This window comes from uncultured Veillonella sp. (assembly GCF_963522475.1).
Lineage (GTDB): Bacteria > Bacillota > Negativicutes > Veillonellales > Veillonellaceae > Veillonella.
On record NZ_CAUQYW010000001.1, the window covers coordinates 233,007 to 259,864 of the forward strand.

26 protein-coding genes and 3 pseudogenes are annotated in these 26,858 nt (G+C 39.7%); 9 read left to right on the plus strand and 20 right to left on the minus strand.

Annotation, left to right across the window (positions count from 1 at the left end):
* Window positions 1-47: 47 nt before the first annotated feature.
* The 12 genes from hisA to RWP19_RS01120 form a co-directional block, all read right to left on the minus strand.
* Entirely contained in the window at window positions 48-767 is a 720-nt protein-coding gene (gene hisA, locus RWP19_RS01065; RefSeq protein ID WP_314356126.1) for a 1-(5-phosphoribosyl)-5-[(5-phosphoribosylamino)methylideneamino]imidazole-4-carboxamide isomerase, read from the minus strand.
* A 26-nt stretch (window positions 768-793) separates the two neighbouring features.
* Entirely contained in the window at window positions 794-1,384 is a 591-nt protein-coding gene (gene hisB, locus RWP19_RS01070) for an imidazoleglycerol-phosphate dehydratase HisB (protein ID WP_314356127.1), read from the minus strand.
* A gap of 21 nt (window positions 1,385-1,405) precedes the next feature.
* Window positions 1,406-2,683, minus strand: coding sequence for a histidinol dehydrogenase (gene hisD, locus RWP19_RS01075; protein ID WP_314356129.1), 1,278 nt, complete (start codon window positions 2,681-2,683; stop codon window positions 1,406-1,408).
* Window positions 2,684-2,730: 47 nt separating this feature from the next.
* Window positions 2,731-4,332 carry an ATP phosphoribosyltransferase gene (gene hisG / locus RWP19_RS01080; protein ID WP_314356130.1) on the minus strand — a complete coding sequence of 534 codons (1,602 nt, stop codon included), beginning with the start codon at window positions 4,330-4,332 and terminating at the stop codon, window positions 2,731-2,733.
* 282 nt (window positions 4,333-4,614) lie between these two features.
* Window positions 4,615-5,016, minus strand: a complete 402-nt coding sequence (locus RWP19_RS01085; RefSeq protein ID WP_314356131.1) for a hypothetical protein — start codon at window positions 5,014-5,016, stop codon at window positions 4,615-4,617.
* Window positions 5,017-5,083: 67 nt separating this feature from the next.
* Window positions 5,084-5,947, minus strand: coding sequence for a histidinol-phosphatase HisJ (gene hisJ, locus RWP19_RS01090; protein WP_314356132.1), 864 nt, complete (start codon window positions 5,945-5,947; stop codon window positions 5,084-5,086).
* Between the two features lie 84 nt (window positions 5,948-6,031).
* The gene (locus RWP19_RS01095) at window positions 6,032-6,532 is read right to left on the minus strand and encodes a GNAT family N-acetyltransferase (RefSeq protein WP_314356134.1); all 501 of its coding nucleotides are present in this window, start codon (window positions 6,530-6,532) and stop codon (window positions 6,032-6,034) included.
* Between the two features lie 20 nt (window positions 6,533-6,552).
* Window positions 6,553-7,773: a Fic family protein gene (locus tag RWP19_RS01100; RefSeq protein WP_314356135.1), complete on the minus strand. Its 1,221-nt coding sequence runs from the start codon at window positions 7,771-7,773 to the stop codon at window positions 6,553-6,555.
* Window positions 7,774-8,244: 471 nt separating this feature from the next.
* Window positions 8,245-8,913, minus strand: a complete 669-nt coding sequence (locus tag RWP19_RS01105; RefSeq protein ID WP_314356136.1) for an energy-coupling factor transporter transmembrane component T — start codon at window positions 8,911-8,913, stop codon at window positions 8,245-8,247.
* Window positions 8,914-8,922: 9 nt separating this feature from the next.
* Complete coding sequence (locus RWP19_RS01110; RefSeq protein WP_314356137.1) at window positions 8,923-9,735, minus strand: ABC transporter ATP-binding protein; 813 nt, start codon at window positions 9,733-9,735, stop codon at window positions 8,923-8,925.
* Window positions 9,728-11,323, minus strand: coding sequence for a tryptophan transporter (locus RWP19_RS01115; protein ID WP_314356138.1), 1,596 nt, complete (start codon window positions 11,321-11,323; stop codon window positions 9,728-9,730). The genes RWP19_RS01110 and RWP19_RS01115 overlap by 8 nt, the downstream gene beginning before the upstream one ends.
* 165 nt (window positions 11,324-11,488) lie before the next feature.
* Window positions 11,489-11,734 (minus strand): type II toxin-antitoxin system prevent-host-death family antitoxin, encoded by a 246-nt coding sequence (locus RWP19_RS01120; RefSeq protein WP_314356139.1) that lies wholly within the window; start codon window positions 11,732-11,734, stop codon window positions 11,489-11,491.
* Window positions 11,735-11,996: 262 nt separating this feature from the next.
* Here RWP19_RS01120 and RWP19_RS01125 point away from each other — a divergent pair, with 262 nt between their 5' ends.
* The 7 genes from RWP19_RS01125 to rbsB all read left to right on the plus strand — a co-directional run bounded on the left by RWP19_RS01125 (window position 11,997) and on the right by rbsB (window position 18,304).
* Window positions 11,997-12,518 (plus strand): cysteine hydrolase family protein, encoded by a 522-nt coding sequence (locus RWP19_RS01125; RefSeq protein WP_314356140.1) that lies wholly within the window; start codon window positions 11,997-11,999, stop codon window positions 12,516-12,518.
* Between the two features lie 79 nt (window positions 12,519-12,597).
* A complete protein-coding gene (locus tag RWP19_RS01130; protein ID WP_314356142.1) occupies window positions 12,598-13,254 on the plus strand; it encodes an NAD(P)H-binding protein in 657 nt (218 codons plus the stop codon).
* 321 nt (window positions 13,255-13,575) lie between these two features.
* Window positions 13,576-14,463: a ribokinase gene (gene rbsK, locus RWP19_RS01135; RefSeq protein ID WP_314356144.1), complete on the plus strand. Its 888-nt coding sequence runs from the start codon at window positions 13,576-13,578 to the stop codon at window positions 14,461-14,463.
* A gap of 25 nt (window positions 14,464-14,488) precedes the next feature.
* Window positions 14,489-14,902, plus strand: a complete 414-nt coding sequence (gene rbsD, locus RWP19_RS01140) for a D-ribose pyranase (RefSeq protein ID WP_314356145.1) — start codon at window positions 14,489-14,491, stop codon at window positions 14,900-14,902.
* 73 nt (window positions 14,903-14,975) lie between these two features.
* A complete protein-coding gene (locus RWP19_RS01145) occupies window positions 14,976-16,457 on the plus strand; it encodes a sugar ABC transporter ATP-binding protein (protein WP_314356146.1) in 1,482 nt (493 codons plus the stop codon).
* The gene (locus RWP19_RS01150) at window positions 16,457-17,392 is read left to right on the plus strand and encodes an ABC transporter permease subunit (protein ID WP_314356147.1); all 936 of its coding nucleotides are present in this window, start codon (window positions 16,457-16,459) and stop codon (window positions 17,390-17,392) included. Before RWP19_RS01145 ends, RWP19_RS01150 begins: the two co-directional genes overlap by 1 nt.
* 9 nt (window positions 17,393-17,401) lie before the next feature.
* A complete protein-coding gene (gene rbsB, locus RWP19_RS01155; protein WP_314356148.1) occupies window positions 17,402-18,304 on the plus strand; it encodes a ribose ABC transporter substrate-binding protein RbsB in 903 nt (300 codons plus the stop codon).
* A gap of 113 nt (window positions 18,305-18,417) precedes the next feature.
* On the opposite strand, the pseudogene RWP19_RS01160 reads toward rbsB, so the two are convergent.
* The 4 genes and pseudogenes from RWP19_RS01160 to RWP19_RS01170 all read right to left on the minus strand — a co-directional run.
* A pseudogene (locus tag RWP19_RS01160) lies at window positions 18,418-18,891 on the minus strand (GNAT family N-acetyltransferase); the annotation flags it as partial.
* 89 nt (window positions 18,892-18,980) lie between these two features.
* Window positions 18,981-19,754 (minus strand): annotated as a pseudogene (locus RWP19_RS01165) (amino acid ABC transporter ATP-binding protein).
* 325 nt (window positions 19,755-20,079) lie between these two features.
* Window positions 20,080-20,547: pseudogene (locus tag RWP19_RS09430) on the minus strand (MFS transporter); the annotation flags it as partial.
* A 146-nt stretch (window positions 20,548-20,693) separates the two neighbouring features.
* Complete coding sequence (locus RWP19_RS01170) at window positions 20,694-21,167, minus strand: Rrf2 family transcriptional regulator (protein WP_314356150.1); 474 nt, start codon at window positions 21,165-21,167, stop codon at window positions 20,694-20,696.
* A 128-nt stretch (window positions 21,168-21,295) separates the two neighbouring features.
* On the opposite strand from RWP19_RS01170, the gene RWP19_RS01175 reads away from it, so the two are divergent.
* Together RWP19_RS01175 and RWP19_RS01180 are read left to right on the plus strand one after the other, a co-directional pair.
* Window positions 21,296-22,210: an EamA family transporter gene (locus RWP19_RS01175; protein ID WP_314356151.1), complete on the plus strand. Its 915-nt coding sequence runs from the start codon at window positions 21,296-21,298 to the stop codon at window positions 22,208-22,210.
* 9 nt (window positions 22,211-22,219) lie between these two features.
* Window positions 22,220-22,345 carry an S-ribosylhomocysteine lyase gene (locus RWP19_RS01180; RefSeq protein WP_314356152.1) on the plus strand — a complete coding sequence of 42 codons (126 nt, stop codon included), beginning with the start codon at window positions 22,220-22,222 and terminating at the stop codon, window positions 22,343-22,345.
* A gap of 557 nt (window positions 22,346-22,902) precedes the next feature.
* Here the strand turns inward: RWP19_RS01180 and RWP19_RS01185 are convergent.
* The 4 genes from RWP19_RS01185 to RWP19_RS01200 all read right to left on the minus strand — a co-directional run bounded on the left by RWP19_RS01185 (window position 22,903) and on the right by RWP19_RS01200 (window position 26,720).
* Window positions 22,903-24,234, minus strand: coding sequence for an S-layer homology domain-containing protein (locus RWP19_RS01185; RefSeq protein WP_314356154.1), 1,332 nt, complete (start codon window positions 24,232-24,234; stop codon window positions 22,903-22,905).
* A 130-nt stretch (window positions 24,235-24,364) separates the two neighbouring features.
* Complete coding sequence (gene pcp, locus RWP19_RS01190) at window positions 24,365-25,018, minus strand: pyroglutamyl-peptidase I (protein WP_314356183.1); 654 nt, start codon at window positions 25,016-25,018, stop codon at window positions 24,365-24,367.
* 21 nt (window positions 25,019-25,039) lie between these two features.
* Window positions 25,040-25,969: a DUF979 domain-containing protein gene (locus RWP19_RS01195; RefSeq protein WP_295991176.1), complete on the minus strand. Its 930-nt coding sequence runs from the start codon at window positions 25,967-25,969 to the stop codon at window positions 25,040-25,042.
* Window position 25,970: 1 nt separating this feature from the next.
* Window positions 25,971-26,720 (minus strand): DUF969 domain-containing protein, encoded by a 750-nt coding sequence (locus tag RWP19_RS01200; protein ID WP_314356155.1) that lies wholly within the window; start codon window positions 26,718-26,720, stop codon window positions 25,971-25,973.
* Window positions 26,721-26,858 lie beyond the last annotated feature (138 nt).

The following is a 26,858-nucleotide window of genomic DNA, read 5'->3' on the forward strand; positions in this document are numbered from 1 at the left end:
CCATTTAAGATTTACTTTTAAGCAGATACAATTCTGTCATTTCTACATTATCGTTGGTTATACTCAGCGATCTCCTCTAATGTAATCGTTCCTTCATATAGCGCTTTACCGACGATACTATCCATGACGCCTTTTGCTTCAAGTGATTTAATATCCTCTAAATTACGAACACCACCAGAGGCAACGATACGAGCTGTAGGGAATGTTTTTTGCAAATTGCCGAGCAAGTCTTCGTTAGCCCCCTGCATGGTACCGTCCCGGTCCACATCAGTAACGATAAAGTACTTTGCGCCGCCTTCAATCATGGCGCCGATTAAATCGGTCATAGGCACATCGGATTGATCGAGCCAACCTTCAGCAGCGACCTTACCATTTTTACCGTCTACACCAATAACGATACGCTCTGCACCATATTTAGCAATCACTTGTTTCGTAAGCTCAGGGTTTTTAAGGGCCACAGAGCCTAGGATAACTCTGTCTACGCCTAAACCTAAATAGAGGTCAACAGCCGCTTTATCGCGGATGCCACCACCGATTTCAAGGATGCCTGTGAAAGCCTGACGCACTGCTTTTACAATGTCCACATTAACAGGCTTACCTGCCTTAGCACCGTCTAAATCGACGAGGTGGAGTGCGCCTACCTTGGCATCTTCATATTGTTTTGCTTGGTCCACTGGCTCTGGATTGATAACCGTTTCCTGTGCGAAGTCACCTTTATAGAGGCGAACACTGCGACCATCTTGTAAATCTATAGCTGGAAAAATCATAGGTTCTCCTTTATTAAATGACTGTATTAAATAACACCCTTTGTAGAGTTTACCCCTTGAATATCTGGGTTAATAGTAACGGCCTTGCGCAATGCGCGGCCTGTAGCCTTAAACATGCTTTCAATGATGTGGTGCGTATTGCGACCATATAAATTGCGCACATGTAAATTCATAGCAGCGCTCATAGCGAGAGCTTGGAAGAAATCTTCCACTAGCTCTGTTTCAAAGTTACCACCTAAAACTGGAGTGCTCCATTCGCCTTGGAACACGAGGTATGGACGACCACTCAAGTCGATGACAACTTGTGTTAGTGCTTCATCCATAGGAACCCATGCATCGCCGTAACGCTCGATGCCAACCTTATCGCCAAGGGCTTTCACCAAGGCTTGACCTAACGCCAATCCAATGTCCTCAACGGTGTGGTGAGCATCTATGTATGTATCACCCTTTGCCTCAACTACAAGGCCAAAACGGCCGTGTTTTGCCAGTAGCGTCAACATGTGGTCAAAAAATCCAATTCCTGTGGAGATGGAGCTCGCTTGCGCCCCATCAAGGGTAAGTTCTACTGTAATATCTGTTTCTTGCGTGGTGCGTTGCACCGTACCTGTGCGTATCATAACGATCTCTATACTCCAAATCTATTTTTCAAAACGTACTTCAATGGCACGAGCATGTGCTTCGAGGCCTTCTGTACGAGCTAATGTGGTAATGTGTGTTGCCACTTCTTCTAACCGTTCTTTTGTAAATTGTGTAAAGGATGTACGTTTTACAAAATCATATACACCAAGTGGAGAGGAGAAGCGTGCTGTACCACTTGTAGGCAATACATGGTTTGTACCGCCTACGTAGTCGCCTAATGGCTCAGATGCATAGGCACCGAGGAATACGGAGCCTGCATTTTGAACGAGGCTCATATAGTTCATTGGATCTGGTAATTGGATTTCTAAATGCTCTGGCGCTACTTCGTTCATGACTGTAAACATGTCTGCAACACTATCCATAACAGCAATATAGCTATTATTTTCAATGGCTAGACGAGCGATGCTTTCACGAGGCAACAATTTCAATTGGCGTTCTACCTCATCTGATACGGCATTTGCCAAGCTTTCACTAGTGGTAACCATAATAGCGCGCGCTCGAGGATCATGTTCCGCTTGGGATAAAAGATCTGCCGCGAGATGAACTGGATTAGCACTATCGTCAGCGATAACACCGATTTCGCTAGGGCCTGCAATCATGTCGATATCGACTTGACCGAATACTTGACGTTTTGCAGTGGCTACGTAAATATTGCCAGGGCCTACGATTTTATCAACCTTTGGAATACTTTCAGTACCATATGCAAGGGCCGCTACACCTTGAGCTCCACCAACTTGGTATACTGCATCAACGCCAGCAAGCTTAGCTGCACCTAGTACAGCAGGATTGATGCCGTCCTTTTGAGGAGGTGTGACCATGACGATTTCTTTAACGCCTGCAATTTTAGCTGGTAACGCAGTCATGATAATAGTAGAAGGATATGCTGCAGTACCACCAGGAACGTAAAGGCCAACGCGAGCCAATGGAATTACCTTTTGACCGCGGATGATGCCTGGGGTGTCCATGTCCACAAAGCCTTGCTCAATTTCACGGCTGTGGAACTCTGTAATATTAGCCTTTGCCTTTAATAATGCAGCCTTTAAATCATCAGATAAGGACTCATAAGCAGCATCGATTTCCTCTTGAGGCACCTTGAAATCTTCGATAGACACACCATCGAATTTTTCAGAATAGGCCTTTAAGGCCACATCACCATTGGTGCGCACATCGTCGATGATATCGTACACGCGGCGTTCAATTTCCATGTCTGTAGTTTGTTGCGTATAATTTCGCACGATACTGATCATCGTATCTAATGATTCTTTATAAATTTTCATGTCTTATCCTTCTTCCTATATGCTATTCACACTATTAGTCCTATCTTTTATTTATTAATGGCTTCTGAAAGCTGGTCTATAAGTGTAAAAATGGTATTTCTCTTTTGTTTTAGTGCTAATGGATTAGCTACTAAACGGGTAGAAATCTTTTGTAACCAGTCAAAGATTTCTAAGTTGTTTTCCCGCAATGTTGTGCCCGTTTCTGTAATATCTACGATGGCATCTGCAAGTCCTACTAGAGGTGCCAACTCAACGGAACCTTCAATTTTGATGATTTCCACATCTTGCGCTCCAAAGTACTGTTTTGTAATAGTTGGATATTTTGTACCAATACGTTGGCGGCGCCCTTCTTTAGGATCATAGCCCGCAAGAGAGGCTAAGATAAATTGGCATTTGCCCGTTTGTAAATCAAGCATTTCATAACTTGTATCATCTTGTTCATCTAGTACATCACTACCAACAATACCGAGGTCTACTACACCATTTTTCAAATATGTTGTTACATCAGGGCCTTTAGCAAGTATTACCTCAATGGCATCACCTAATGGAATGATAAGCTTACGCGCCTTGTTGCGCAGTGGCTCACAATCGATACCGCATGATTCCAAGAGAGGAATGAAATCCTTTTCGACACGGCCCTTTGTAAGAGCAATACGCAATTTGCCATTATCTTGATTGTTGCTTTCACCATTCAAGGTAACATCTGTCAATACATCAATATTAAAAGCCATCCCAACCGCCGGCATCGGTGTACCATCAAAGCTAGATAACAAGCCATCATAACGGCCGCCGCTGACGATGTACTGAGATACGCCGTCTATGTAGCCTCTAAAGGTAAGGCCTGTGTAATAAGATTGAAGCGGCTCTGTAGACACATCAATGCGAACCTGTTGGCCTGTTTTAGACACTTGGTTGGCCATATCTACGAGATTATCTAAAATGCGTTGTGCTGCTGCAGGCAAGATAATTTGGTTGAGCTCATCCTTAATATCTCGGACCGTACCAAACAAGCGAGGCCATACAGTTAAGAATGGATATAACGCACTATTTTTAAAGTCGGAAATCAACTCGTTGTAACGAGGTAAATATTTAGTAAACAAAGCGTCTAATAGCTCTGTTCTTTCCTCATCACTAAGGCCTAGCGCATCGGTGATAGCACGAGAGAAACGAGCGTCCCCAATCTCAAGCAATAAGTTATTACCAAGCTGCGTTTCATTTACCTCTTTAATGATGGCAAAGCATTCTTGCTCTGCTTCAATGCCTTCATAGCCTACCATCTCGATGCCGCCTTGCGTTACTTGGTTCACATCACCACGGTGCTTTTTATTTTTCATGAACACATCGCCTAAATAGTAGAACATACGAGGTAGTTCAATATTCGTGGTCGCCAAGAAACGACCGATTGGCATGGTCAAATCAGGACGAATTACGACGGATGCATCCGAACTATCCATGAACTCGTACATATGCTGACCGCGCCCCATTGCATAGCCATTAAATACATCCTTGTACTCTACAAGAGGCGTAGAGATCTTTGTGTACTGGCGGCTACGACATAGACCGAGCACATATTGGCTCACATCATCCTTGCGCTCCGCTACGGCCCCTATATCATCGCGGAACCCCGTAGGTAATTGCTGCTGTACCATCGTAAACATCCTTTCTATCATTTCATTTCTCATACCTGTGAAAGCCCAATACACACTATTTTATATAAGTTATATTTCGCTACAATTTACTATGGGAAAAATTTTACCTATATCGATACTTTTATATTTTATCGCTTTATCTAGCTAAAGTATGAAATTATAATATAACGGTTCTATAGAATTGTCAATAGAACCGTTATGATTTCACATTATTAATATAAAGACACTACGCCTATGGCTTACATCCTTTTATAAGTATAGTTAAATACATATAATTAAGAATTAATTTTGACTTTGTAACGATAGATATATAGACCTATCAACTTCATCTAAGTCTTCAATCTTATACTTCGTTTTACTTGCATCAAAATGATAATATTTCTTTACATGATTTAATAAAGCTTTGGACTCTTGGTTTTGTTTGGAGAAGAATAGAATACAATTCATATTATTATCAAAGACAATCATATTATCCTTACATAATAAGTATAGATACGAGCTGCCAGCCTTATCTTTCTCTACAAAGGCATCAAAGAAATAAGGAAATTTAGAGTTAGAGAAACTAGTATCAGATACAATAAATTGGCTACCAAATTTGCTAATATAAATTTCATTCTTAGGCCCAAACTCTAAAACTACACTACGGTCAACCAGCTCATCTGATGATGGTTCATGATAAAACATATAAGCTACAAAAGCTGTTATTAGAGTAATCAAAATAATCAGATAAAATAACAATTTTCTCATCAATCTAGCCCCAAATTCGTTCTATGTCTGCTATGCTATGTGCATCAGAGCCCAAAACAAATGGCACCCCAATGACAGCAGCCATGCCTTGGATGAAGCGGCTTGGGTACATTTCACGGCAGTCTGGTTTGAAGAAGCCACTCATGTTATAGTCTAGTTCGCGCCCTTGTACGCGCATAATATGTAAAATATCGCTTACCACCTGCGCATTACGACGATCTAAATGATGTTCAAAGCCAAAGTGGTGTTGGTATTTCTTAATCAAATCAAAATGGCCAATACGTTTTGGCGTATATTCACCGAGGTCAGCACGCACGGCTTGACGCACAGTAGAATAATATTTGTAATATAACTCATATTGCTTTTGAATCCATGGACCAAAGCCCTTTTCAAATTCTTCAGGGCTGTAGTCTAAGCAGTAATAGGCATTATTCACGCCTTCCATAAAGTGAACGGACAAAATATTATCGTCCGTCAACGGACCATAGCGATCGAGGAACTCTTGAATATCTGCCTCAAAACCTGGAATGTAATCCACTTCAAAGCCAAGGGAGATGTCGATATGTGTGCCATAAGCACGTTGTAGTTGACGACCTAATTCTAAGTAGGTATCTACTTGGTTCAATTTCAAAGATGCTGTGTCATAAGCTTTTTGGTCACCACCGTATTCAGCTGCAAAAGCCTTTGGCAACGGCGCGTGCTCTGTAAGGCATACTTTTTCAATGCGCAACTCGATGGCCTTTTCAATCATCAATGCAGTTCGGTCCCCACTACCATGTGGACACAATTCTGTATGTACATGACCGTCCACAAGTCGGCTGCGATACTTGCTATAGCCAACGAACTGTCGTTCATCTTTCATGTTCATTCAATCACCCTATTCGCCCTACCCCACGGCGAACCCTTATCTATCATCTGTACATTTAGTCTTTAATTTAATATCTACGTTTTATTATACCAATAATGCGTATGTTTCGGTATCCTGATATTTACCCTGTTTGAAACCAACTTGCGGTGTTAGACCACAATAGGTAAATCCAAACCGTTCATGTAACGCTGTACTTGCCGCATTTCCCGCCGTAATGACAGACACTACCGTATGTAATGTTTCCGTTTCTTTCGCATGTTCTAATATATGGGCCATCAATTTAGATGCCACGCCTTTGCCGCGATACCCTTGATGAATGTAGATAGATAATTCGACAGTACTTTTGAAAGCATCCTTCGTTCTATATGGTGAAAGCGATGCATAGCCTACCACAACATCGTCCATAATCCCTACAAAAATGCAGTGCTCCACCGTTTGATGCGCCGCAAACCACTCCTGCCATTCTGGCAACGTACGGAGTTCAAGATCAAGAGTAGCCACACCGTTTATGACCTCGTAATTATAAATATCTAAACAAGGCGGTACATCATCAACTCTAGCACGACGAATATTTAAATTATTCATAGTAACTCTTCTTTCATAGATTACTGAATAGAACTCAATATAGATTTCTTTAACTTAAAATGCTCTGTTTTACCCACTTTTTGAACTTTAAGATGTTCACGTGGTATATGTTTAATACGTTCATACACGGTCTTTTTACTCTTACCTAAATTTTTCCATAATTCTTCTCTAGTAACTCCTGGTCCAATCGCAAATAAAGATGTCTGTAACAAGATATAATATATATCTTGAACCAGTTCATCTGTAATTCCTTGGTTGATAAAAAACTGATCTAATTGATCACAGGCGTTACGTAATCGTTCTAACCGTGTATTAAGCAATTCACTTAAATTATCAACTGTATCAACTAAAAAGGTTAGAAACTGAATAATAAAAGGCGTCAAATCCCCTCCGTTGCGTTCTGACGTAGTATTAATAAAGCTTTTATAATATTTAGAACGATTAGCCTTTATTAAAGCGGACAAACGCAAGGCTACCAATGGATGAAACACCTTTGATAAATACGAAGAAGAAATATACCTATTCACACGACCATTACCATCATAAAAAGGATGAATGTAACCAAACATATAATGAAATACCGCTACACGAATTGGTAATTGTATCTCATCATTATTCAAAAATTCTAGCGCTACGGTCATAAGTTTGATGATTTGTGATTCCGGCGTAGTTCCTATATGAATCTCTCTATCATAACCATCATAAACTGAAACAGGGTCGCGTCTAAAAATCGCTCCATCTAGTTTATTTTTCTCTTCAATTTCATTTGATACTAACTCATCATATAGAGCCCTAATATCTTCATTTATATAGAATTCTTTCTTCCCTGATGCATTTAATATATCTCTATATTTTGAAACAATACTACTAAACCTTTTTACCTCAGTAATATTTGTATCAATAGCCTCTTGAATCTCTCTTCTACTACTATGAACACCTTCAATATCATTACTAGCCTTGATTTCTTCTACCAAGAATGTGTTTAGTAAGTGAGGGTGCATAATTAACGGAACTTGCTTTAATAGATTTAAAAAAGCTGAATGTTTCCGCTCCAATTGGATCATTACATCAAGAATATCCTTATGATACATAAAAAAAGCAGGAAAACTCTTTTTTCTATTGATTTGTGCTATTGATATATTTAAATGTTGCGTATTTTCAGATGCATATCGTGCATCAAGAAGCTCTTGCCACTTCTCTTCGCATTTATAAAACACTTTATATAAAGGTTCATATGACATAGCTTTTCACCTTTCACAATCCATTAAAATGTAAAAATTGTAAATTTTACCTTTATACACCCAATATAACAAAACTGAGTGGTAAAAACAACGTTTTTTACCACTCAGTTTATGCATTTTGAAGTATATATAAGTAAAAAGCTCTTATTTTACTTATATACTCAAAAAGGCATAAAATCCTCCTAACAAACTAGCCCAAATATAACTTATCGCTGTATCAATACATAAAGAAAATACGCAACAAAAAGGACGAGCTGCAACTCGTCCTTTTTGTTATATTGTACGTAATATTTTGTACGCTTTACTACCTATCAGTAGTATACCATAAATAAATTTCCAAAAGATAATCAAAAGACACCTAGAAATTTCGCCCTTTCTAGGTGTCTTTTTAGGTGTACCAATTAAGATACCCCATACTCTTCAAATTAATTATAACACAATTAACACTATGAATTTATCCAATTCTATCTATTACACAATTACGAATAGTAGTACTGTAATAGCAATCAATGCACCAATCACGCCGTAGTCCACAGTTTTCAAGCCTACGGATGCAGCAAAGCTATGAGTAGGACCACCAAAGCCGCGTAGTTCTAGGGACAGCGCCATTGTTTCGGAGCGGCCCAAGGATTTTAAAAGCAATGGTTGGATCACAGATGCGTAAGATTTCATGCGCTTCAAGAAGTTGCCTTCTAAGGATAAACCACGGCACGCTTGCGCCTCTTGTACAGCATGGCTTTCAGCAATGAAATCAGGTACAAAGCGTAGTGCTGCGGTGAACATAAATGCATATTCATAAGGAATCTTGCATTGTGTTACGAGCGCTGCTGTAAGGTCTTGCAATTTTGTAGTTGCCAACAGGCAGATAAACACAAGCGTCATGGCAAGCATACGCAAGCCAGATACGATGGCAGATATTACATCGCCGCTACCAAGGAATTGGATAACCCCAAGGAATACAGCAAAGCTAGTCAATGCCAATACGGCTTTGTGTTGTTTAAATAGCAAACCAGCTACAAACAATACACCCAGTTCTACAACGACTAACGCCAATAATGATGCCCAGTCGCGCAATAGAATGGCCCACACGGATACAGCGAGGGTCATCAAGATTTTTGTTAACGGTACTAAACGTTCCATATGTCCCTCCTATTTTCTGCCCAACTGAGCCACTAACTTAGATTTCAATTCATCCATGGATTTGCAATAACCGAGGGATGGTACCGCTAGTGAAAGTTCCACACTTGGCGGTTTTGTAAGGCCTAGGTCTTGCAATTCATCCGTAGACTTCTTGAATAATTCTTCCGGACTACCATCAAAGGCAACGGTTTGGTTACCCATGATGAGTGCACGGCTACATTCGCTAGCCATGATTTCCATATCATGTGTAATAAGAAGGATCGTAATACCTTCTTGATTAAGCTGACGCAATAGTGCTAACAACTCTTTAGTTTCCTTCCCATCTTGACCACTTGTTGGTTCGTCGAGGATGAGGATTTTAGATTGCATTGCTAATGCAGAAGCGATAGCAACACGTTGTTTTTCGCCGCGGCGCAATGTTGGAGGATAGGCTTCACGTAAGTGAGCAATACCTGTACGTTCCAACACTTCATCAACGATTTGTTTTACTTCGGATTTAGTGCGACCTAGTGATTCAGGACCGAAGGCAACCTCTGTGGCTACTGTTGGTCTGAACATTTGGCGATCTGGTTGTTGGAATACATACCCAATAAATTGACCACGTTTAGACGGCGGCATGGATGTAATCTCTGTGCCATTGTAGTACATGCGACCGTCGCTCGCCTTTTCAAGGCCTACGAGCAATCGAGTAATGGTCGTTTTACCACAACCATTGCGGCCACCGATAGCGATATATTCGCCGCCTTCGATGGTGAAAGTCACATCGCGGAAGATGTCTACGGATGGCACATAACCAAAGCGGATATTTTCAACCTTAAGCATGAGCGCCACCGTCCTTTCCTTGTACATCATCAACGCGTTGAATTGGTTGTTTATTTTCTACTGTATTTGTTTGATTTGCTGTAGAGCTGCTTTCACCATGCACCTCATGTTGAATAGCGTGAGCCATTTCAATTTGGTGTAAGCCCTTGATCGCAGACTCGATGCTGAGCCAAGGTTCATCACTATGGAAACCGGCTTGTTCAAGTTCCATGTACGTTGTGAACACAGATGGCAACGCATCTACGTGAATATTGTGTTCGTACATATAACGAAGCGTAGTTGGTACATCCGCATCACATGCAACGGAGCCATCAACCATAAGAGCCATGCGGTTTGCATACGGCAATACAGCATGTAAATCATGATCGATAACGACAACAGTAATACCGTGTTTTTGATTTAAATCACCTACGAGACGATATAATTCTGCAGTCCCATCTGGGTCAAGGGAGCTTGTTGGTTCATCAAGGACAAGAACAGTTGGGTTCGTAGCCAACACAGAAGCGATAGCTAAACGTTGGCGTTGACCACCAGATAAACTTGTAATTTTACGGTCCTCTAAGCCTACGAGACCAACTTGCTTAAACACCTCTTCAGAACGAACTTTGATGGTTTCACGATCATAACCGCGGTTTTCCATAGCAAAGGCTACCTCTTCACGAACGGTCATCGTTACGAGTTGCGTATCGTAATCGGCAAGAACAACACCGATGTGGTTTGCAAGCTCTGGAATTTCCATTTGTGTAGTCGCTTTGCCATCTACAAAGACCATGCCTTCTAGACGACCGCCGTAGAATTTAGGCACAGCTCCTACCATAGCCATGCAAAGGGTACTTTTACCACAACCAGCAGGACCAGTCACAACGAGGAAGTCACCATCATGTACGTCGAGATTGATGTTTTCAAGAGACGGTGTCGTCGCCTTAGGATGGTAGTAATTTACGTGTTCAATAGAGATTTTAGCTTGGCGCTCAGGCAAAATCGTCATATGGCTATGGTCAGATGTCAATTGATCTGTACTTGGCAACATGCCACGTTTGGAGAATAAACGTTGCGCCGGAATGTACAGGATTGGCGTAATGGCACCGTTCAAAGCGCCTACAATAAGAACCATCGGCCACATACCATACATATATACATTGTCTGGTAGGCCCAATACTTTCCACAAGATGGTAACGAAAATACCGCCAGATACAACAGTCGCTAAGAAGCCAGATAGGATTGGCGTTAAATCAAAGCCACCGATTTTACGGAACTTCACGACCAACATAGCGCGTGTCACGAGAGCTGCCGTCAACGCACCGCCTGGCTCTGACAACAAGTTACCGTAAGGGAATGCTGACTTAGATGTCAAAACATTGATGAGGGCCGCTACAAGGCCAATCCCCAAGGTTTGACTCAAACTAGGACGAGTCAATAAAATAGCTACGCAGTACGTAGCAATCGTCCAGTTCGGCGTTACCCCAGCCACACTAGGGCTCACCAAATGCAATATCGTGCCCAATGCGAGCATCAATGTGCTGACAGTAACCCATCTAAACTGGCCACCCTGCACATGCGTGTACACAAGATCTTGAATCCGTTCCATAATAGCCTCTTTTCTAAAAATGAATATATAGTGTCTATTGTAACATCCTTCGAGAATTTGTTAAAGCCAAGATACTATTAATAAATAGTATCTTTATCATATGATAAAAAGCACCATCTATTAACGATAGTGCTTTTGGTGCATAGCTAATTTGATTATTCATAATTAAATCCCCAATTCACTCTTTAGTTGCTCTGATGAAATCCAGCCTAGTTCTTCACCAGATTTACGACCTGTCTCTAAAGCCCCCATAAGTTTTATAGTAGCCATTACACGTTCATAATCTTGAATATCCATAATTGCATATCTACCTCTACCATTTTTAGTTAAGAATACGGGACTATCTATAGTAACATCACGTAAAACTTCAGAATAATTACGTAAATCTGAAATAGGTTTTATATTCGGCATACTATCACCTCCAGAATACTTTAGTGATATAACACTCATCTTTCTAATATCTTATCATTATTGTAGTTAAATTATCATATAAATTCAACATCAAATTTTACAACACTTCTTAAAATTACTATCAACATATATGATACGGCTTTCTTCTTTTTCTTGTTATATAATATGCATAGATACTTGTAATAATTTAATAACTAATATAATAAATTCTAATTACATACTTATAATACATATAATTTATTTTTAATAAAGGAAATACATCATGGCACAAGCATTAATCGTAATCGATATACAAGAAGGCTTAGTTAACGAAAACCCTTACGATGCGAAAAATCTTATCGCTAATACAAAAGCCTTAATTAAAAATTTCAGAGATCAAAATATAGAAGTCATTTTTATAAGACATTCTGAAGATGAAGGTTTATTAGCAACAGGTAGCGATAATTGGCAAGTCTATCATGAATTAAAGCCTCAAAAAAACGAAAAGATTTTCAACAAATATTACAATAGCATCTTCAAAGATAGTGGATTAAAGGAGTATTTAGATAGCAAAAGTATTACCGATTTAACATTTGTAGGAATGCAAGTGGAATTTTGCATTGATACATCTGTGAAAGTAGGCTTTGAATATGGTTATAAAATCACCATCGTCGAAGATGCTATCTCAACCTTTGACAACATCCATCTATCTGCCAATCAAATCTTATCCTTTTACAAAGAGAAAATTTGGAGAAATCGATTTGCGCAACTAAGAACAACAAAAGAAATTCTAGCTATTAATTAAATTGTTATTCTCACTTTCTCGTCATATAGTTGTGATATAATGCATATAAATACTTATGCCTAGGACATAGGAGGTCTATATGTACAAATATATTACAATTTTAGGGGCCGCAGGCCAAATTGCACAAAAGTTGACTGCTACATTATTAACATATACAGATATGCACCTTACATTATATGGTCGCCAATTGAGTACTCGTTTACATTCAGAAATTTTAGAGCATGAACGAGTTACTGTCATCGAGGGTTCCTTCCAAAACCCTGCTAAACTAGAAGAAGCTGTAACAAATGCAGAGATCGTATTTGTAGGCGCTATGGAATCTGGCAGTGATATGGCGGCTATTGTGAAAGCATTGAGCCGTAAAAATGTACGCCGTGTTATAGGTCTTTCTATGGCTGGTCTTTCTGGTGAATTCCCTGCAGCTCTTGAAAAGTGGACCTTCGACAGCTTACCGATTAGCTATGTCCAAGGCGAACGTCAAGCACGCAATGTGTTGCGCGAGTCCAATTTAAACTACACAATCTTGCGCCTCACATGGCTCTATAATGATCCAGAAAATACAAATTACGAGCTCATTCCTGAAGGCGTTCAATTTAACGATGCCCAAGTTACACGAGAAGCTGTAGTAAAAGCCATCTTCGACATCTTGCATGTAGATGATGAAACTCCATTCCATCGCGCAAGCATCGGTATTGGCGAACCAGGCACACACTACGACAAACCAAGCTTTCACTAATATATAATTATATTAATTCTTAAATAATAAGGTATATCCAAAATCAAAAGAGTACATTTTTACTCATATAACACAGGTTTTGGGTATACCTTTTCTTATACCCATATTTTATAGTTATTTATATAGATAAACTTCTGTATTTGGGCTATACTAATAAATGATTAAGTTATACTAATAGATATGTGAATGCAATCGCCTATGCGGTTAGCGATTACATGTCTATATACATTTTGCGGAATAAAATCTTGTATTTTTATGTATAAGAATTAATGATATCCATTTCTAGCCCCACTAGGAGCTGAAACTTATTAAGGAGTTATTATGAATCGTATTGTTGTTATTGGCAGTTGCAACATGGATATTGTCGTCCTCGCAGATAAACGTCCGGCGGCAGGCGAAACAATCATGGGCAACGAGTTGCACATCGCTCATGGCGGTAAAGGTGCGAACCAAGCGGTAGCTGCTGCTCGTCTAGGTGCAGAGGTTACTATGGTAGGTTGCATCGGCGAAGATGCGTACGGCCAAATGATTATGGATAACCTAAAGGAAAATCATATCAATACAGACTACATCGTTACGGTTCCAGATACTACAACTGGTACAGCCCACATCACATTGGCTGAGGGCGATAATAGCATCATCGTGATTGCAGGCGCTAATGCTAAGGTAGACCAGTCCGTAGTAGATAACGCTTGGTCTACTATCGAGCAAGCAGATCTTGTAATGGTGCAAAATGAGATTCCTATTCCAACTATCGAATATATCGTTCGTCGTTGTCACGAGTCTAATGTGAAAGTCCTCTTAAATCCAGCTCCAGCGGCGGATCTAAATCCAGAGTGGTTAGAATTGGCGACCTATATTACGCCAAACGAGCATGAATTGTCTGCCCTCTACCCTGACCAATCGACAGAGAAAACATTATTGGCAAACGAAAACAAAATCATCGTTACTCTTGGCAGTAAAGGTGTAGGCTACGCCGATAACGGTGAAATCCACACCGTATCTGGCTTCAAGGTTGAACCAGTAGATACAACAGGCGCAGGCGATACCTTCAACGGTGCCTTTGCAACAGCTATCGTCAATGGTAAAAGCTTAGCTGACGCGTTACACTACGGCAATGCAGCTGCGGCCCTCTCCATCCAACGCTTAGGAGCCCAAGGCGGTATGCCAACGAAGGACGAAGTTGCTGCATTCTTGGCAAAGAATTAACTATTGAATAAATAAGGAGTTATGTATGCAACGACACGGCATTTTAAATAGCCATATAGCTAAGGTTCTTGCAGATCTTGGTCATACAGATACGATTTGTATCTCCGACTGTGGATTGCCAGTACCTGAAGGGGTTCAGAAAATTGACTTAGCTTTGGATTTTGGTGTACCAAGCTTTGAACAAGTGGTATCCATCATCGCTAAGCATATGAAATCCGAAGCAGTTCATGTGGCAAAGGAAATTAAGGAAAATAATCCTAAAGTTTACGACTTCTTGGAGTCTACCTTCCCATCCAATCAATACGAATGGATTGAAACAAGCCATGAAGCTTTCAAAGAAGCAACAAAACAATGCAAATGCATTATTAGAACTGGTGAAGCATCTCCGTATGCGAACATTATCTTACGCGCCGATTGTATTTTCAGCGATCGTCCCTAGAGCAATAGATTAACTGACCCTCAAATCTATTACATACATTAGAGATACTTTCACAAGTCATATAGGAGTAGTTATGGAAATTGTTATGTCAGGCATTGCAAAGGCATTTGGTACGAACCAAGTACTACGCGATGTAAGTATTACCCTCAAGGAGGGCGAGGTTCATGCCTTGATGGGTGAAAACGGCGCCGGCAAGTCTACCCTCATGAATATCCTTACGGGTATTCACAAGGCAGACGCTGGTAAAATCACCATCGACGGCGTAGAGCGTACCTTCCCGAACCCGAGAGAGGCCGAGCTAAACGGTGTGGCTTTCATCCACCAAGAGCTCAACATTTGGCCAAATCTAACCTTGTTAGAAAATCTATATTTAATGAGACCGAAGCGCAATAAATTCGGTATGCTCGATAAAAAGGCGATGCTCGCTGAGGCAGAAAATACATGCCGTGAACTAGGCATCGAATTGCCGCTCACAACAGAAGCAGGCCTTTGCTCCGTCGGTCACCAACAGATGACGGAAATCCTTCGTATCTTGATGTTAGATGCCAAGGTTGTCATCATGGACGAACCGACAGCAGCCCTCACAGAGCGTGAAACGGCGACATTGTTCAAAATGATGCGCAAAATGAAAGCCCGCGGCGTGGCTATCGTATATATTTCTCACCGTATGGAAGAGGTATTTAGCGAATGCGATACTATAACGGTTATGCGTGATGGTCACACCATTATTACAAAACCAACTGCTGAGATTTCTGTAGATGAAGTGGTACGCCACATGGTAGGTCGTTCTATCGACGAGTTCTACCCTGCTCGTACTACAATACCTGGCGAAGTTGTGATGAGCGTCGATAACCTCAAACCAGAAGGTTTCGACAACGACATTTCCTTCTCCTTGCGCAAAGGTGAAATCCTCGGCGTAGCAGGCCTTATGGGCGCGGGCCGTACAGAAATCATGCGCGCCATCTTTGGTGTAGATAAACATAATGGCGGTACCGTAACAGTTAACGGCTCTGTTCTGAACTGTAAAAAACCAGAAGATGCCATCAAAGCTGGCATTGCTTTCATTACAGAAAATAGAAAGAGCGAAGGCTTGATCCTCGATTTCTCCATCGGTTCCAATATTACATTGCCGAACCTTAGCGAAATTTGTCCATCTCATGTACTGGATAAGGGCAAGCTCAATTCCTTTGCTGACGAATTGTCTAAAAAGCTAGGCGTTAAAACACAATCTATTCACGAACCGGCATCGTCCCTATCCGGTGGTAACCAACAAAAGGTGGTTATCGCGAAATGGGTTGGTAAAAAGCCATCCATTATCATCATGGACGAACCAACACGCGGTATCGATATCGGCGCGAAACGTGATATTTATGATTTAATGAACGAATTAACGAATGATGGTGTGTCCATTATCATGGTGTCCTCTGAGTTACCTGAAGTGCTAGGCATGAGCGACCGCGTTATGGTCATTCATGAAGGCCGCGTAGCAGGCATCTTGGACCGCTGCGATGCAACACCAGAATCGATTATGACATTAGCCACAGGAGGACAATAATGGACAGCAAAGCTCTGCAATATGTAAAAAAATTAGGCCCCCTCATCGGCCTCATCCTATTATTTGTAATTATCTCTGTCATGAACGACAGTTTCCTTGAATTCTCTAACTTGCGTAACTTGTTACGCCAAGTATCCATCAATGCGATCATCGCCTTTGGTATGACCTTCGTCATCTTAACGGGCGGTATCGACTTATCCGTTGGTTCCATCCTTGCCCTCTCTAGTGCAGTGATGGCCAATCTCATCGTAACCGGTACTGACCCTGTGTTCGCTATTGTGTTGGCTGCAGGTGCTGGTCTTGTATTGGGCGGTATTAACGGTCTCGTTATCACCTATGGCCGTGTAGCTCCATTTATTGCTACCTTGGCAACCATGACAATCTACCGTGGTGCCACTTTGGTATTCACCGACGGTAACCCAATCTCTGGTCTTACACAAGATCCTCTATTCCACGGCTTTGGCCAAGGGGATATTGCAGGCCTTCCAGTTCCAGCCATCACAATGTTCCTTGCTTTCATCATCCTCTGGTTCGTATTGAGCCGCACATCCTTAGGCCGTAAAACATATGCCGTAGGTGGTAGTGAAAAGGTTAGTTACATTGCTGGTATCAAGATTGACCGCATTAAAATCTTCGTGTATGCCTTGACTGGTATGCTCTGTGGTATTGCCGGTGCAATCATCACTTCTCGTCTTAACTCTGCACAACCTACAGCAGGTGCAGGCTACGAACTTGACGCTATCGCAGCGGTAGTTCTCGGCGGTACAAGCCTTGCTGGTGGTCGTGGTCATATCGTTGGCACATTAATTGGTGCCCTAATTATTGGTACCCTCAACAACGGGTTAAATATTCTCGACGTTTCCAGTTTCTATCAACAAGTTGTAAAAGGTATTGTTATTTTACTAGCTGTTCTTGCAGACCGTAAGAAAGCCTAGGAGGTTCCTATGAAAAAACTATTGTTACTGTTGGCGATGGCCGTTATGGTTATCGGTCTTGTAGCAGGCTGTGGTAAAAGCGCTGATAACGGCGGCGACAAAAAATCCGGCACCATCGGCTTCTCTGTTTCCACATTGAACAACCCATTCTTCGTATCTATGAAAGAAGGCGTTGAAGCTCAAGCTAAAGCGCTTGGTCTTAAAGTTAAAATCGTTGATGCTCAAAACGACCCTGCAAAACAAGCAAACGATATTTCCGACTTAATTGAAAGCGGTGTTTCCGTATTGATCATCAACCCTGTAGACTCTGCAGCTATCTCTACTTCTGTAGAAGCAGCAAATGCTAAAAACATTCCTGTAATCACTGTTGACCGCTCTGCTGATAAAGGCAAAGTCGTTGCTCACATTGCTTCTGATAACGTAAAAGGCGGCGAAATGGCAGCTCAACTTATCGCTGATAAAGTTGGCAAAGCTGCGAAAGTAGCTGAAATCGAAGGTATCCCTGGTGCTTCCGCAACTCGTGAACGTGGCCAAGGTTTCCATAATATCGCTGATAAAAACTTAACAGTAGTAGCAAAACAAAGTGCTGAATTCGACCGTACAAAAGGTTTGAACGTAGCAACTAATATCTTACAAGCTAACCCTGATGTACAAGCTATCTTCGCTCATAATGACGAAATGGCATTGGGTGCTATCCAAGCAGCTAAATCTGCAGGCAAAACCATCTTCATCGTAGGCTTTGACGGCACTGCTGATGCAGAAAAAGCCGTTCAAGACGGTACATTAGCTGCAACAATTGCTCAACAACCAGATCAAATGGGTAAAATTGCTATTGATACAGCTCAAAAGATTATCAAAGGCGAAACTGTAGAAGCTAAAATCCCTGTAGATCTTAAAGTTGTTACAAAATAATTGTAAATAGAAACTGGGTACAAAAAAGAGTCGCATCCTTTGATGCGACTCTTTTTATTTTTGCACTTGTTCCAAGAATCTTTGAAAACGCAATAATCCTGGTAACTACAGTATTTTTTGAAAAATATGGTGATATGTACCTTACCAGGCAGTTGTTTCCGCTTATATTCTTTAAAGGCAAAGCCTTCATACATTTTGGCAAGCCACAGATGTTCTGCAGCGGTACCAAGGGTTACGGCTGGTGTTTTATATACATTACGCAATAAATCTTCTGCTTTGGCTAACACTTCTCAATCGTAGCCTTTTCCCTTATGTTCAGGGGCTGTTACAAAGTGCGCAATGTGCGGATATACATCCGGTGTAGCCTTTGGTATCCAAGGCATGCGGAATGAAATAGAGCATACCAAAGAGCCATCTACATACAGACCAAATACAGGATATTTCAAGATCCATGCGCGAGACTCTTCTTGACTAAAGTTGATAGCATCAAAGGATATAGGGTAGTTCTTATTCTCTGCATACCCTGCAATCAATACCTTATGGTACTCAGCCGCATCATCTACAGTTAATTGTCTAATTCCTTTCATTATGTACCTCGTTTAAATACTTTATTTAAAGTGACCTAACGCATCAAGTATTAGGCCGCTATTTTTATCATTCTAGTATCATCTATACATTACAGTGCTACGCTATCAAGAGGCAAGTCGCTGTCGAGTGTAAGGTAACGACTCAAGAATTTACGAGTACGCTCCTCTTTTGGATGTTCTAGGACCACTTTAGGATCACCTTGTTCTACGATGACGTTGCCTTACATGAATACTACTTAGTCTGCTACTTCTTTCGCAAAGCCAATTTCATGCGTTACGATAATCATGGTTGCTTCTAACTCTTTAGCGATCTTGCGGATAACGGCCAATACTTCACCTACCAACTCTGGATTGAGGGCTGATGTAGGTTCGTCAAAGAGGATAACCTCTGGGTCCATCGCAAGGGCACGAGCGATGCCGATACGTTGTTGTTGACCACCGGAAGGTTGTACAGGATAGTAATCATCATAGCCTTCCATGCCTACTTCCTTGAGCAAACGTTGGGCATTCTGACGAGCTTCAGATTTTTTCATCTTCTTAACTGTTACAAGGCCTTCCATGATATTTACAATAACATTCTTGTTAGAGAATAAATAATAAGACTGGAACACCATGGATGTATTGCGGCGTACATTTAAGATTCCCTTATTAGACGCTTTATGTAGGTCTACAGAAATATCATTTAATTGCCTCGTCCCTGCATCAGCCTTTTTAAGGAAATTCAATGTTCAAAGGAACGTCGTCTTACCACTGCCGAATGGACCAAGGATAACCATTACAGAACCCATTGGTACATGTAGATCGATCCCCTTTAAAATTTCACGGTTCCCAAAGGATTTGTGAACTTGTTTAATATCTATCATAATACATTCCATCGTTTATACTTGCTTGCATAGACTTCTAAACGATGGAAGATAAATTCAAAGACAATCCCCATCACCCAAAATAGACCGGCCACCACACCGTAGGCCTCAAAATACTATGAATTTTCCTCTGTATATAACTTTGCAGCACCGAACAATTCAATTACCGTAATGACGAATACAATACTTGTACTCTTCATAGTGTTAAAGAATTGATTAGTAAATAGTGGCAACGCAAAGACTTTCACTTGTAGCAATACGATACAACGAAACGCTTGGAAACTCCCCTTATAGTTTCTAGTGAATTTTTGTTTTTCACTGTCTACTATATGGGGAGTATACCAGGTTTTCTTATGCTTTTAATTTGATGTGGATCTGTTTCATCTGCTAAGGCTATAAATAAAATTAAGAAAACTAATGTTATTACTATTAAGAAAAGAAATGCAGCTGCTACTGAATAAAAAAATTGGGCAATAGCTGGTAAGAAGACAGCTCCTATGGCATTTTCAACATTACCAAACCCAACAATTCCTAAAATTATCCATTGTTCTTTCTCAGAAAAATAGCTACTCACGTATGAGGTGGAGACTGAGAAGGAGGCTCCAGATATACCGATAAACGTTGATAAAATTAATAGTATTGAGTAGGTGGGATGAAAATACAGAAAGATAAAAAATAAAGTTAATAGAGGAAGTAAAGTTAATAGAAATAGGATGATATAAATTCTTTTACCTCCATACCTATCACTTAGGTACCCAATTGATATCCGGAACAATGATCCTAGTAAAACTGGAAAAGCAACTAAAACTTTTGTTGCCTTTGACTCATGCTGACAACCAAATTAATATTATTAATTAGTACACCAAACTTGACCAACTCATAAAAGTCATTATCATAGCTAAAGTTCCTAAGATGAGAACACGATTTTGTCTATTTGCGTTACACATTATTTTTTACCCATTCTCTTAGTTCATCTAAATTATAATTTGAACTTACTTGATTGAAAACCTGAGCTAAGGAAATTGAAGAGAGTGTAGTGACTAAGGTATTTTCGATAATATCAAGTGAATCAGTAATTGCACATTTTTGTGCTTTTTTCCCTTCGTTTTCACCTAAAAATTTTTTTAATAGCTGTTGATTAGCAAAGATTTTTCCTCGTCCTTCAATAGCAATAAAAACATCATAAAAACTTATCTCCTCCAGAGACTTTGCTAATGAAAAACCACCATATTTTCCAGGAATAGAAGTGATTAACCCCTCATTTACTAGAAGTTTTATTATTTTTTTTAAATATGAATGTGAGGTTCCTAATCGCAAGCTTAATGCTTGAGAGTTTATTGTTTTGTTATCTGGTAACTGAGATAATATTAAAAGAACATATACTGATTGTTCCCAACCAGATGATAGTTTCATGTTGACATCCTCCTACAAAAAGTTATATAGTCTCTAATAGAGATATTTAATATCTCTATTAGAGACTATATTTTTTTCATATTATAACTCTTTATAAATACCTTGTAAAGAAAGGAAGGATGATAAAATTGAATTTTAAAAAGTCCTCAAGAGTTTCGTTTTTGCTTAGTATTACTCTAACAACTATTTTTATGGGGTCATCATTTCCAACGGGCAAGTATTTAATTTCACTAAACCATGCCCCGCCTTTTCTGATTGGAAGTTGGAGATTTATTAGCGCGGGTATTTTAATGTTATTACTTACTCTTTTTACTGAAGGAGTATCTAAAGTTATACCTAAAAGTAATGGCAAAATAACCAGCGGTTTTCTTCTAGTAACCATTATAGGAATTTTACAGACAATTGGTACTATGGGGTTTTTAAATCTTGCAATGTCTAAGGGTTTATCTTCCTCAATGTCCTCAATTATTTTATTTACTAATCCTCTGTGGTTAGCAATTTTGGCACCTTTTCTTTTAAACGACAAGCTTAATAAATGGAAAATTTTATCATTATTTTTAGGAATTACAGGAGTAATTCTATGTTTAGGGCTAGATAAAACAGCATTTAGCGTAGGTGCTTTTTTTGCACTTCTTGGTTCATTTTGCTGGTCTATTAATACGGTCATTACTAAGCGAGTTCCTTTTGATCAAGGTTCATGGGTGTTTACAGGATGGCAACTTCTTATAGGTGGTATAGGAATGTTTATAATTTCGACATTTCTACATGAGCATTATAATTTGACACAGATTGATACAACTGGTTGGTTTTGCTTTATTTGGTTAATTTTGCCAGCATCTATCGGCTCCTTTTGGCTGTGGTTTCATAGCCTAAAACAAGGAGGTGCTACTAGTGCAAGTAGTTTTTTATTCTTAGTTCCACTATTCTCTACAATTTTTTCAATGATTGGTCTGCACGATCGTTTTACGCTAGGTTTAGTAATAGGTGGAATATTGATAATATTTTCGTTAATTTTTGTTAATAAAAGTATACCTAATACATGAGGGGATTAAATGGCAAAAGTAGAAAGTTTCAAATTAGATCATACTAAAGTTCGTGCTCCATATGTTCGCAAAATTGATACACAAATTGGAGAGAAAGGAGATTCTATTAATAATTTTGATGTAAGACTTGTTTAACCTAATCAAAGTGCTATTCCGAGAAGAGGAATTCATACTATTGAACACTTCTTATTAGAGATCGTATCATTGGAGTAATAGATTTTTCTCCATTCGGATATCAAACAGGATTTCATCTTATTATTTTGGGAAATCACACATCATAAGAGATTGCTTTAGTGATAAAAGAATCTCTAAAAGAAATAGTAATTGATGAATTTAGTTGGAAAAATGACCCTGTCATGTCAGAAAGGCAATGTGGTATTTGCATAACCATTTTGTGTACGCAAGGCTCTGTGTCTTTGTTGCCATATAAAATCACCTTTCTTTTGCATATAATGTGGCTTGAACACCTACATTATACTTAAGCAAGGTAATTTTTTTGTATAACTTTCGTTGCCGTCCCCGCATAGCGGGTGGTTTAATGATTCGCGACTACGTCGCGAACCAGTCTAAAGATAATCTAAATAAAGCTTGAGCCACATCTTTTTTAGATATAACTCGAGCTTTATTTAGATTATACGTTATATAACTACTATATAGTATATAACGATTATATGTTATGCAAACAACATATATTAGAACATAAAGTTCACGTCTGTACGCCAGTAATCACCTAAGTGGTTACCATCCATATCCTTATTTGCAAATCCATAGTATGCACCAATCGATACATTTTGGAACGGTACGTAGTTTACATTAGCTACGAAACCTTTGAACCCATTACGTACATGAGCTACACCCTTAGTATCTACATAATGTTGATTGTAGAAGCTATATGCAGGAGCAAAGGCACTACTAAAGATTGGAGAGTTTCCTTCTTGATAGTAATATTGACCACGTACGCTATAAGTATGAGCTTTCTTAATGTCATAGTTACCATAGCCAAGGCTAGTCATCCATGCTTGGGAGTTGGATACACCTGGCGCTGTAAGCCATTCGCCGAATACATTCCAACGGTTAAAGTTCATATTCGCGTTAAGGCCCCAGATATTTTTATATGGAGAATCGATAAAGGATTTAACTTGTTTCCCAGTAACCGCATCAATATTTTGACCTTGGTACAATTTACCATTATGGAATCGACCATACATACCGCCAAGAGTTACATGTTTATTAAGTTTGCCCTTCACTTCTAACATAGCTGCAGAGATAGTGTTTTCCTTATTTTGGTACGTACCTGCACCACCCCACCAGTAACCATAACTAGCGGATACATCTAACTTGCCATGTTTGTACATGAGTCGTGCCCCATCGATAAGATCATCATACATAAGGCCTAATGCAGGCGTATATAATTGACGACCTATGCGCAATGTCGTATTTTTGCCAAAATGATGGTCTACGTAAGCAAGGTTAATTTTACCTTGTGTAGGAGCACTGCTATTGCCGAGCTCACCAGAACCTTGTACACGAATAACCACATCAGTTTTATCATTAACCTTTGCATTAAAGATTACACGTGCCCGGTAATCAAAAGAAGAATGAGTACCATAGGCATATGCATCATTTTTTAATTCACTACCACGATAACGCAATCGGTAATTACCTGTTACTTTTACATTCCCTACTTGGTTTTCTAATTTTGCTACACGCACGCCCAATGTGTTAAGTTCATTACTAAATTCATCGGCCAAGCGATTAATCATAGCTTGTTGTTCTGCATTAGCACGGTCTTGATTTGCCATGGCTTTTGCTACCATTTGGGCCATTTCGTACCGCGTAATATCATTGTTACCTTTGAAAGTTCCATCTAGGTAGCCATTAATAATACCAGCAGAAGCCAATTGTTCTACCGATTGATAGGCCCAACTAGAAGGATCTACATCGCTAAATGGATTTGCTGCATAAGCACTAATAGAACCTAATACAAAACAAGACACTAAGCTTGCTACTAATTTTTTATTCATAGAGATAACCCACTCTCATCTATACAAAAACTCAATATAAATATACGAGTCTATATGCGCCACACATTACTATAATATATAAAACACTACAAATATAGTTATCAATCATATAATCTGTTATATGCACTGATTATTCATGTGGTGTTGTATATGTAATATCCTGTGCGGCGTAGCTTTCACCATGAGCAAATACATGAACGATTGTTTCCAATGTAGCACGTACAGTTTCAATAGCCATGCTAGGTTGATTAGGTTTATCCACCACTTGAGATGGCAAGTATGGAATATGCATAAAACCAGCCTTGATATTGCCCTTTTGAGCAGCATAATGGCATACGCCATACATCAAGTGATTGCATACAAAGGTACCTGCCGTATTAGAAACTTTCGCCGGAATACTAGCTTGGTGCAATGCATTAACAATATTTTTAATAGGCAATGTAGCGAAGTACGCACTAGGACCATCAACTACGATTGGTTCATCCTCAGGTTGGTTGCCTGCATTGTCTGGAATACGGAAATCATCACAGTTAATAGCAACGCGTTCTACTGTAATATCAGGACGACCACCGGCTTGCCCCACACAGAGAATAAAGTCTGGTTGGCACTTTTCAGCAGCTGCTTTCACCGTATCAACAGAAGTATAACGTACTGTTGGTACCATTTGTGTAACGACCTTGTAATCACCATCTGTATAACCATCCATAGTTTTAACTGCTTCCCATGCAGGATTAATAGGTTCGCCACCAAAAGGATCAAAACCGGTAATTAAAATTGTTTTCATCATAACACCTCTACACAATTTCTAAAGAAAATAATACATTAGCAAAATATTCAATGTTAACATAACTAAAGCAATTGGAATTTGTGCTTTAATAACGCCATATTGATCGCGCATTTCAAGAAGTGCCACTGGCACAATATTAAAATTAGCAGCCATCGGCGTCATCAACGTACCACAATAGCCTGCCAACATGGCAATGGCGCCAATAGCCGCAGGATTAGCGCCATGAGCCACGACAAGCATCGGCACACCAATAGCGCTTGTAATCATAGCAAAGGCCGCAAAAGCGTTCCCCATAATCATAGTGAAGATAACCATACCAATACAATACGCTATAACGATAAGGAATACATTATCCGCTGGTACGACGCTAGCAACAGCACCAGAAATAATTTTACCTACACCGGCCAAATTGAATAAATACCCAAGAGCAGCTAACAATTGAGACAAAATAGCAGTCCAACTAATTGCATCAATCAATCTACGCCCCTCATGAAAGCCTTGTTTTACATTGGCTTTTGTAATGTAAAGCGCCACGAACATCGCAATGATAGCAGCAATAGCCAAACCTACAAGAGCGCCTAACTTAGTAAAGAATCCGATAATAAATGTAATAATACCAACGAGTAATGCAGGGATAAAGATAACATTTCCAATACGAATGGCTTCTAACTTCTTAAAATCGATGGGAGATTCAAAATACCCCCCTTTGCCAAGTTGTTTTACTAGTACAATAACAGCCATAGCAATAACGAGCCACCCATTGATTTCTTTAGATAAGTAAGAACCAAAAATAAAAGATACACTGTACAATAACCAAAATAGTCCTGTTCCAATTCGGTGTTTATGCTCTTTGTCCAAAAAGGATTGAATAGCAAATACAAATAAGATAATCCCTACGAGGAGGTATACATAATCTAAAGGTTGCATTTTATACAATAATTCCATCATATTATTCAACCTCCTTTTTTAATTCTTCTGGTGTGACAAGGATATTAAGCTCATTAGGAACCAGTTTACCAGCTTTCATATCTGCTTCGTCTTGCGCTACATAAGATTGAATTGTTTTATCAAAAATAAAGAATCGAATCACACTGACTACGTAAGCACAAATTGCTGTTGGCAATCCATACAGTACCATATCAGTCAATTCCACGGTGTACCCTAATTGTTCCATAACACCTTTAATAAGCAACAATCCACCTGCTGCGAGGAACAAGTTTTGACCAAAGAAACTGCCTGTATTATCTGATGATGCAGCGACACCGCGAATTTTATCGAGTGTACGATGAGAAACAGGTCTACCTTGAGATACTGCGGCTTCACTCATCGGTGCAATAAGGGGACGGACCATGGCTACTAGACCTGACATACCAATCCCCAATGCTACTGTTACTTGACGAACCAATAAATAGATCATAAAAATACGTCCCGCAGTAGCAGCATGAATTTTACTAATTAAAATTTCAGCACGTTCACGCAAACCATGGCGTTCCATGACACCTATAACAGGTAAAATCAAAATAAATAATGACATATAACGATTTTTAACAAAGGCCTCGCCAATAGCGCCCACAATATCTGTGACACTAAGACCAGCAGCTAGGCCCGTTACAAAACCTGCTACGATGACAACTAACAAGGCATTAAAGCGTAGCATCAGGCCGATGACCATCACTAAAATACCAGATAAGACTAACATAGTCACACATCCTTTCAACAAACCATCTATGAACCTATATGGCTCATAGATAAACTATGTATAGTTTATATTATATACCCAAACATGCATTTTTTACATAAATAAACCTTATACATCAACTCCATTTAGTGCAACTTT

Bases quoted from the DNA above. Each gene is read 5' to 3' on its own strand.
- hisA (WP_314356126.1), bottom strand. From the start codon at position 767: ATGATTTTTCCAGCTATAGATTTACAAGATGGTCGCAGTGTTCGCCTC.
- hisB (WP_314356127.1), bottom strand. From the start codon at position 1,384: ATGATACGCACAGGTACGGTGCAACGCACCACGCAAGAAACAGATATT.
- hisD (WP_314356129.1), bottom strand. From the start codon at position 2,683: ATGAAAATTTATAAAGAATCATTAGATACGATGATCAGTATCGTGCGA.
- hisG (WP_314356130.1), bottom strand. From the start codon at position 4,332: ATGGTACAGCAGCAATTACCTACGGGGTTCCGCGATGATATAGGGGCC.
- RWP19_RS01085 (WP_314356131.1), bottom strand. From the start codon at position 5,016: ATGTTTTATCATGAACCATCATCAGATGAGCTGGTTGACCGTAGTGTA.
- hisJ (WP_314356132.1), bottom strand. From the start codon at position 5,947: ATGAACATGAAAGATGAACGACAGTTCGTTGGCTATAGCAAGTATCGC.
- RWP19_RS01095 (WP_314356134.1), bottom strand. From the start codon at position 6,532: ATGAATAATTTAAATATTCGTCGTGCTAGAGTTGATGATGTACCGCCT.
- RWP19_RS01100 (WP_314356135.1), bottom strand. From the start codon at position 7,773: ATGTCATATGAACCTTTATATAAAGTGTTTTATAAATGCGAAGAGAAG.
- RWP19_RS01105 (WP_314356136.1), bottom strand. From the start codon at position 8,913: ATGGAACGTTTAGTACCGTTAACAAAAATCTTGATGACCCTCGCTGTA.
- RWP19_RS01110 (WP_314356137.1), bottom strand. From the start codon at position 9,735: ATGCTTAAGGTTGAAAATATCCGCTTTGGTTATGTGCCATCCGTAGAC.
- RWP19_RS01115 (WP_314356138.1), bottom strand. From the start codon at position 11,323: ATGGAACGGATTCAAGATCTTGTGTACACGCATGTGCAGGGTGGCCAG.
- RWP19_RS01120 (WP_314356139.1), bottom strand. From the start codon at position 11,734: ATGCCGAATATAAAACCTATTTCAGATTTACGTAATTATTCTGAAGTT.
- RWP19_RS01125 (WP_314356140.1), top strand. From the start codon at position 11,997: ATGGCACAAGCATTAATCGTAATCGATATACAAGAAGGCTTAGTTAAC.
- RWP19_RS01130 (WP_314356142.1), top strand. From the start codon at position 12,598: ATGTACAAATATATTACAATTTTAGGGGCCGCAGGCCAAATTGCACAA.
- rbsK (WP_314356144.1), top strand. From the start codon at position 13,576: ATGAATCGTATTGTTGTTATTGGCAGTTGCAACATGGATATTGTCGTC.
- rbsD (WP_314356145.1), top strand. From the start codon at position 14,489: ATGCAACGACACGGCATTTTAAATAGCCATATAGCTAAGGTTCTTGCA.
- RWP19_RS01145 (WP_314356146.1), top strand. From the start codon at position 14,976: ATGGAAATTGTTATGTCAGGCATTGCAAAGGCATTTGGTACGAACCAA.
- RWP19_RS01150 (WP_314356147.1), top strand. From the start codon at position 16,457: ATGGACAGCAAAGCTCTGCAATATGTAAAAAAATTAGGCCCCCTCATC.
- rbsB (WP_314356148.1), top strand. From the start codon at position 17,402: ATGAAAAAACTATTGTTACTGTTGGCGATGGCCGTTATGGTTATCGGT.
- RWP19_RS01170 (WP_314356150.1), bottom strand. From the start codon at position 21,167: ATGAAACTATCATCTGGTTGGGAACAATCAGTATATGTTCTTTTAATA.
- RWP19_RS01180 (WP_314356152.1), top strand. From the start codon at position 22,220: ATGGCAAAAGTAGAAAGTTTCAAATTAGATCATACTAAAGTTCGTGCT.
- RWP19_RS01185 (WP_314356154.1), bottom strand. From the start codon at position 24,234: ATGAATAAAAAATTAGTAGCAAGCTTAGTGTCTTGTTTTGTATTAGGT.
- pcp (WP_314356183.1), bottom strand. From the start codon at position 25,018: ATGAAAACAATTTTAATTACCGGTTTTGATCCTTTTGGTGGCGAACCT.
- RWP19_RS01195 (WP_295991176.1), bottom strand. From the start codon at position 25,969: ATGATGGAATTATTGTATAAAATGCAACCTTTAGATTATGTATACCTC.
- RWP19_RS01200 (WP_314356155.1), bottom strand. From the start codon at position 26,720: ATGTTAGTCTTATCTGGTATTTTAGTGATGGTCATCGGCCTGATGCTA.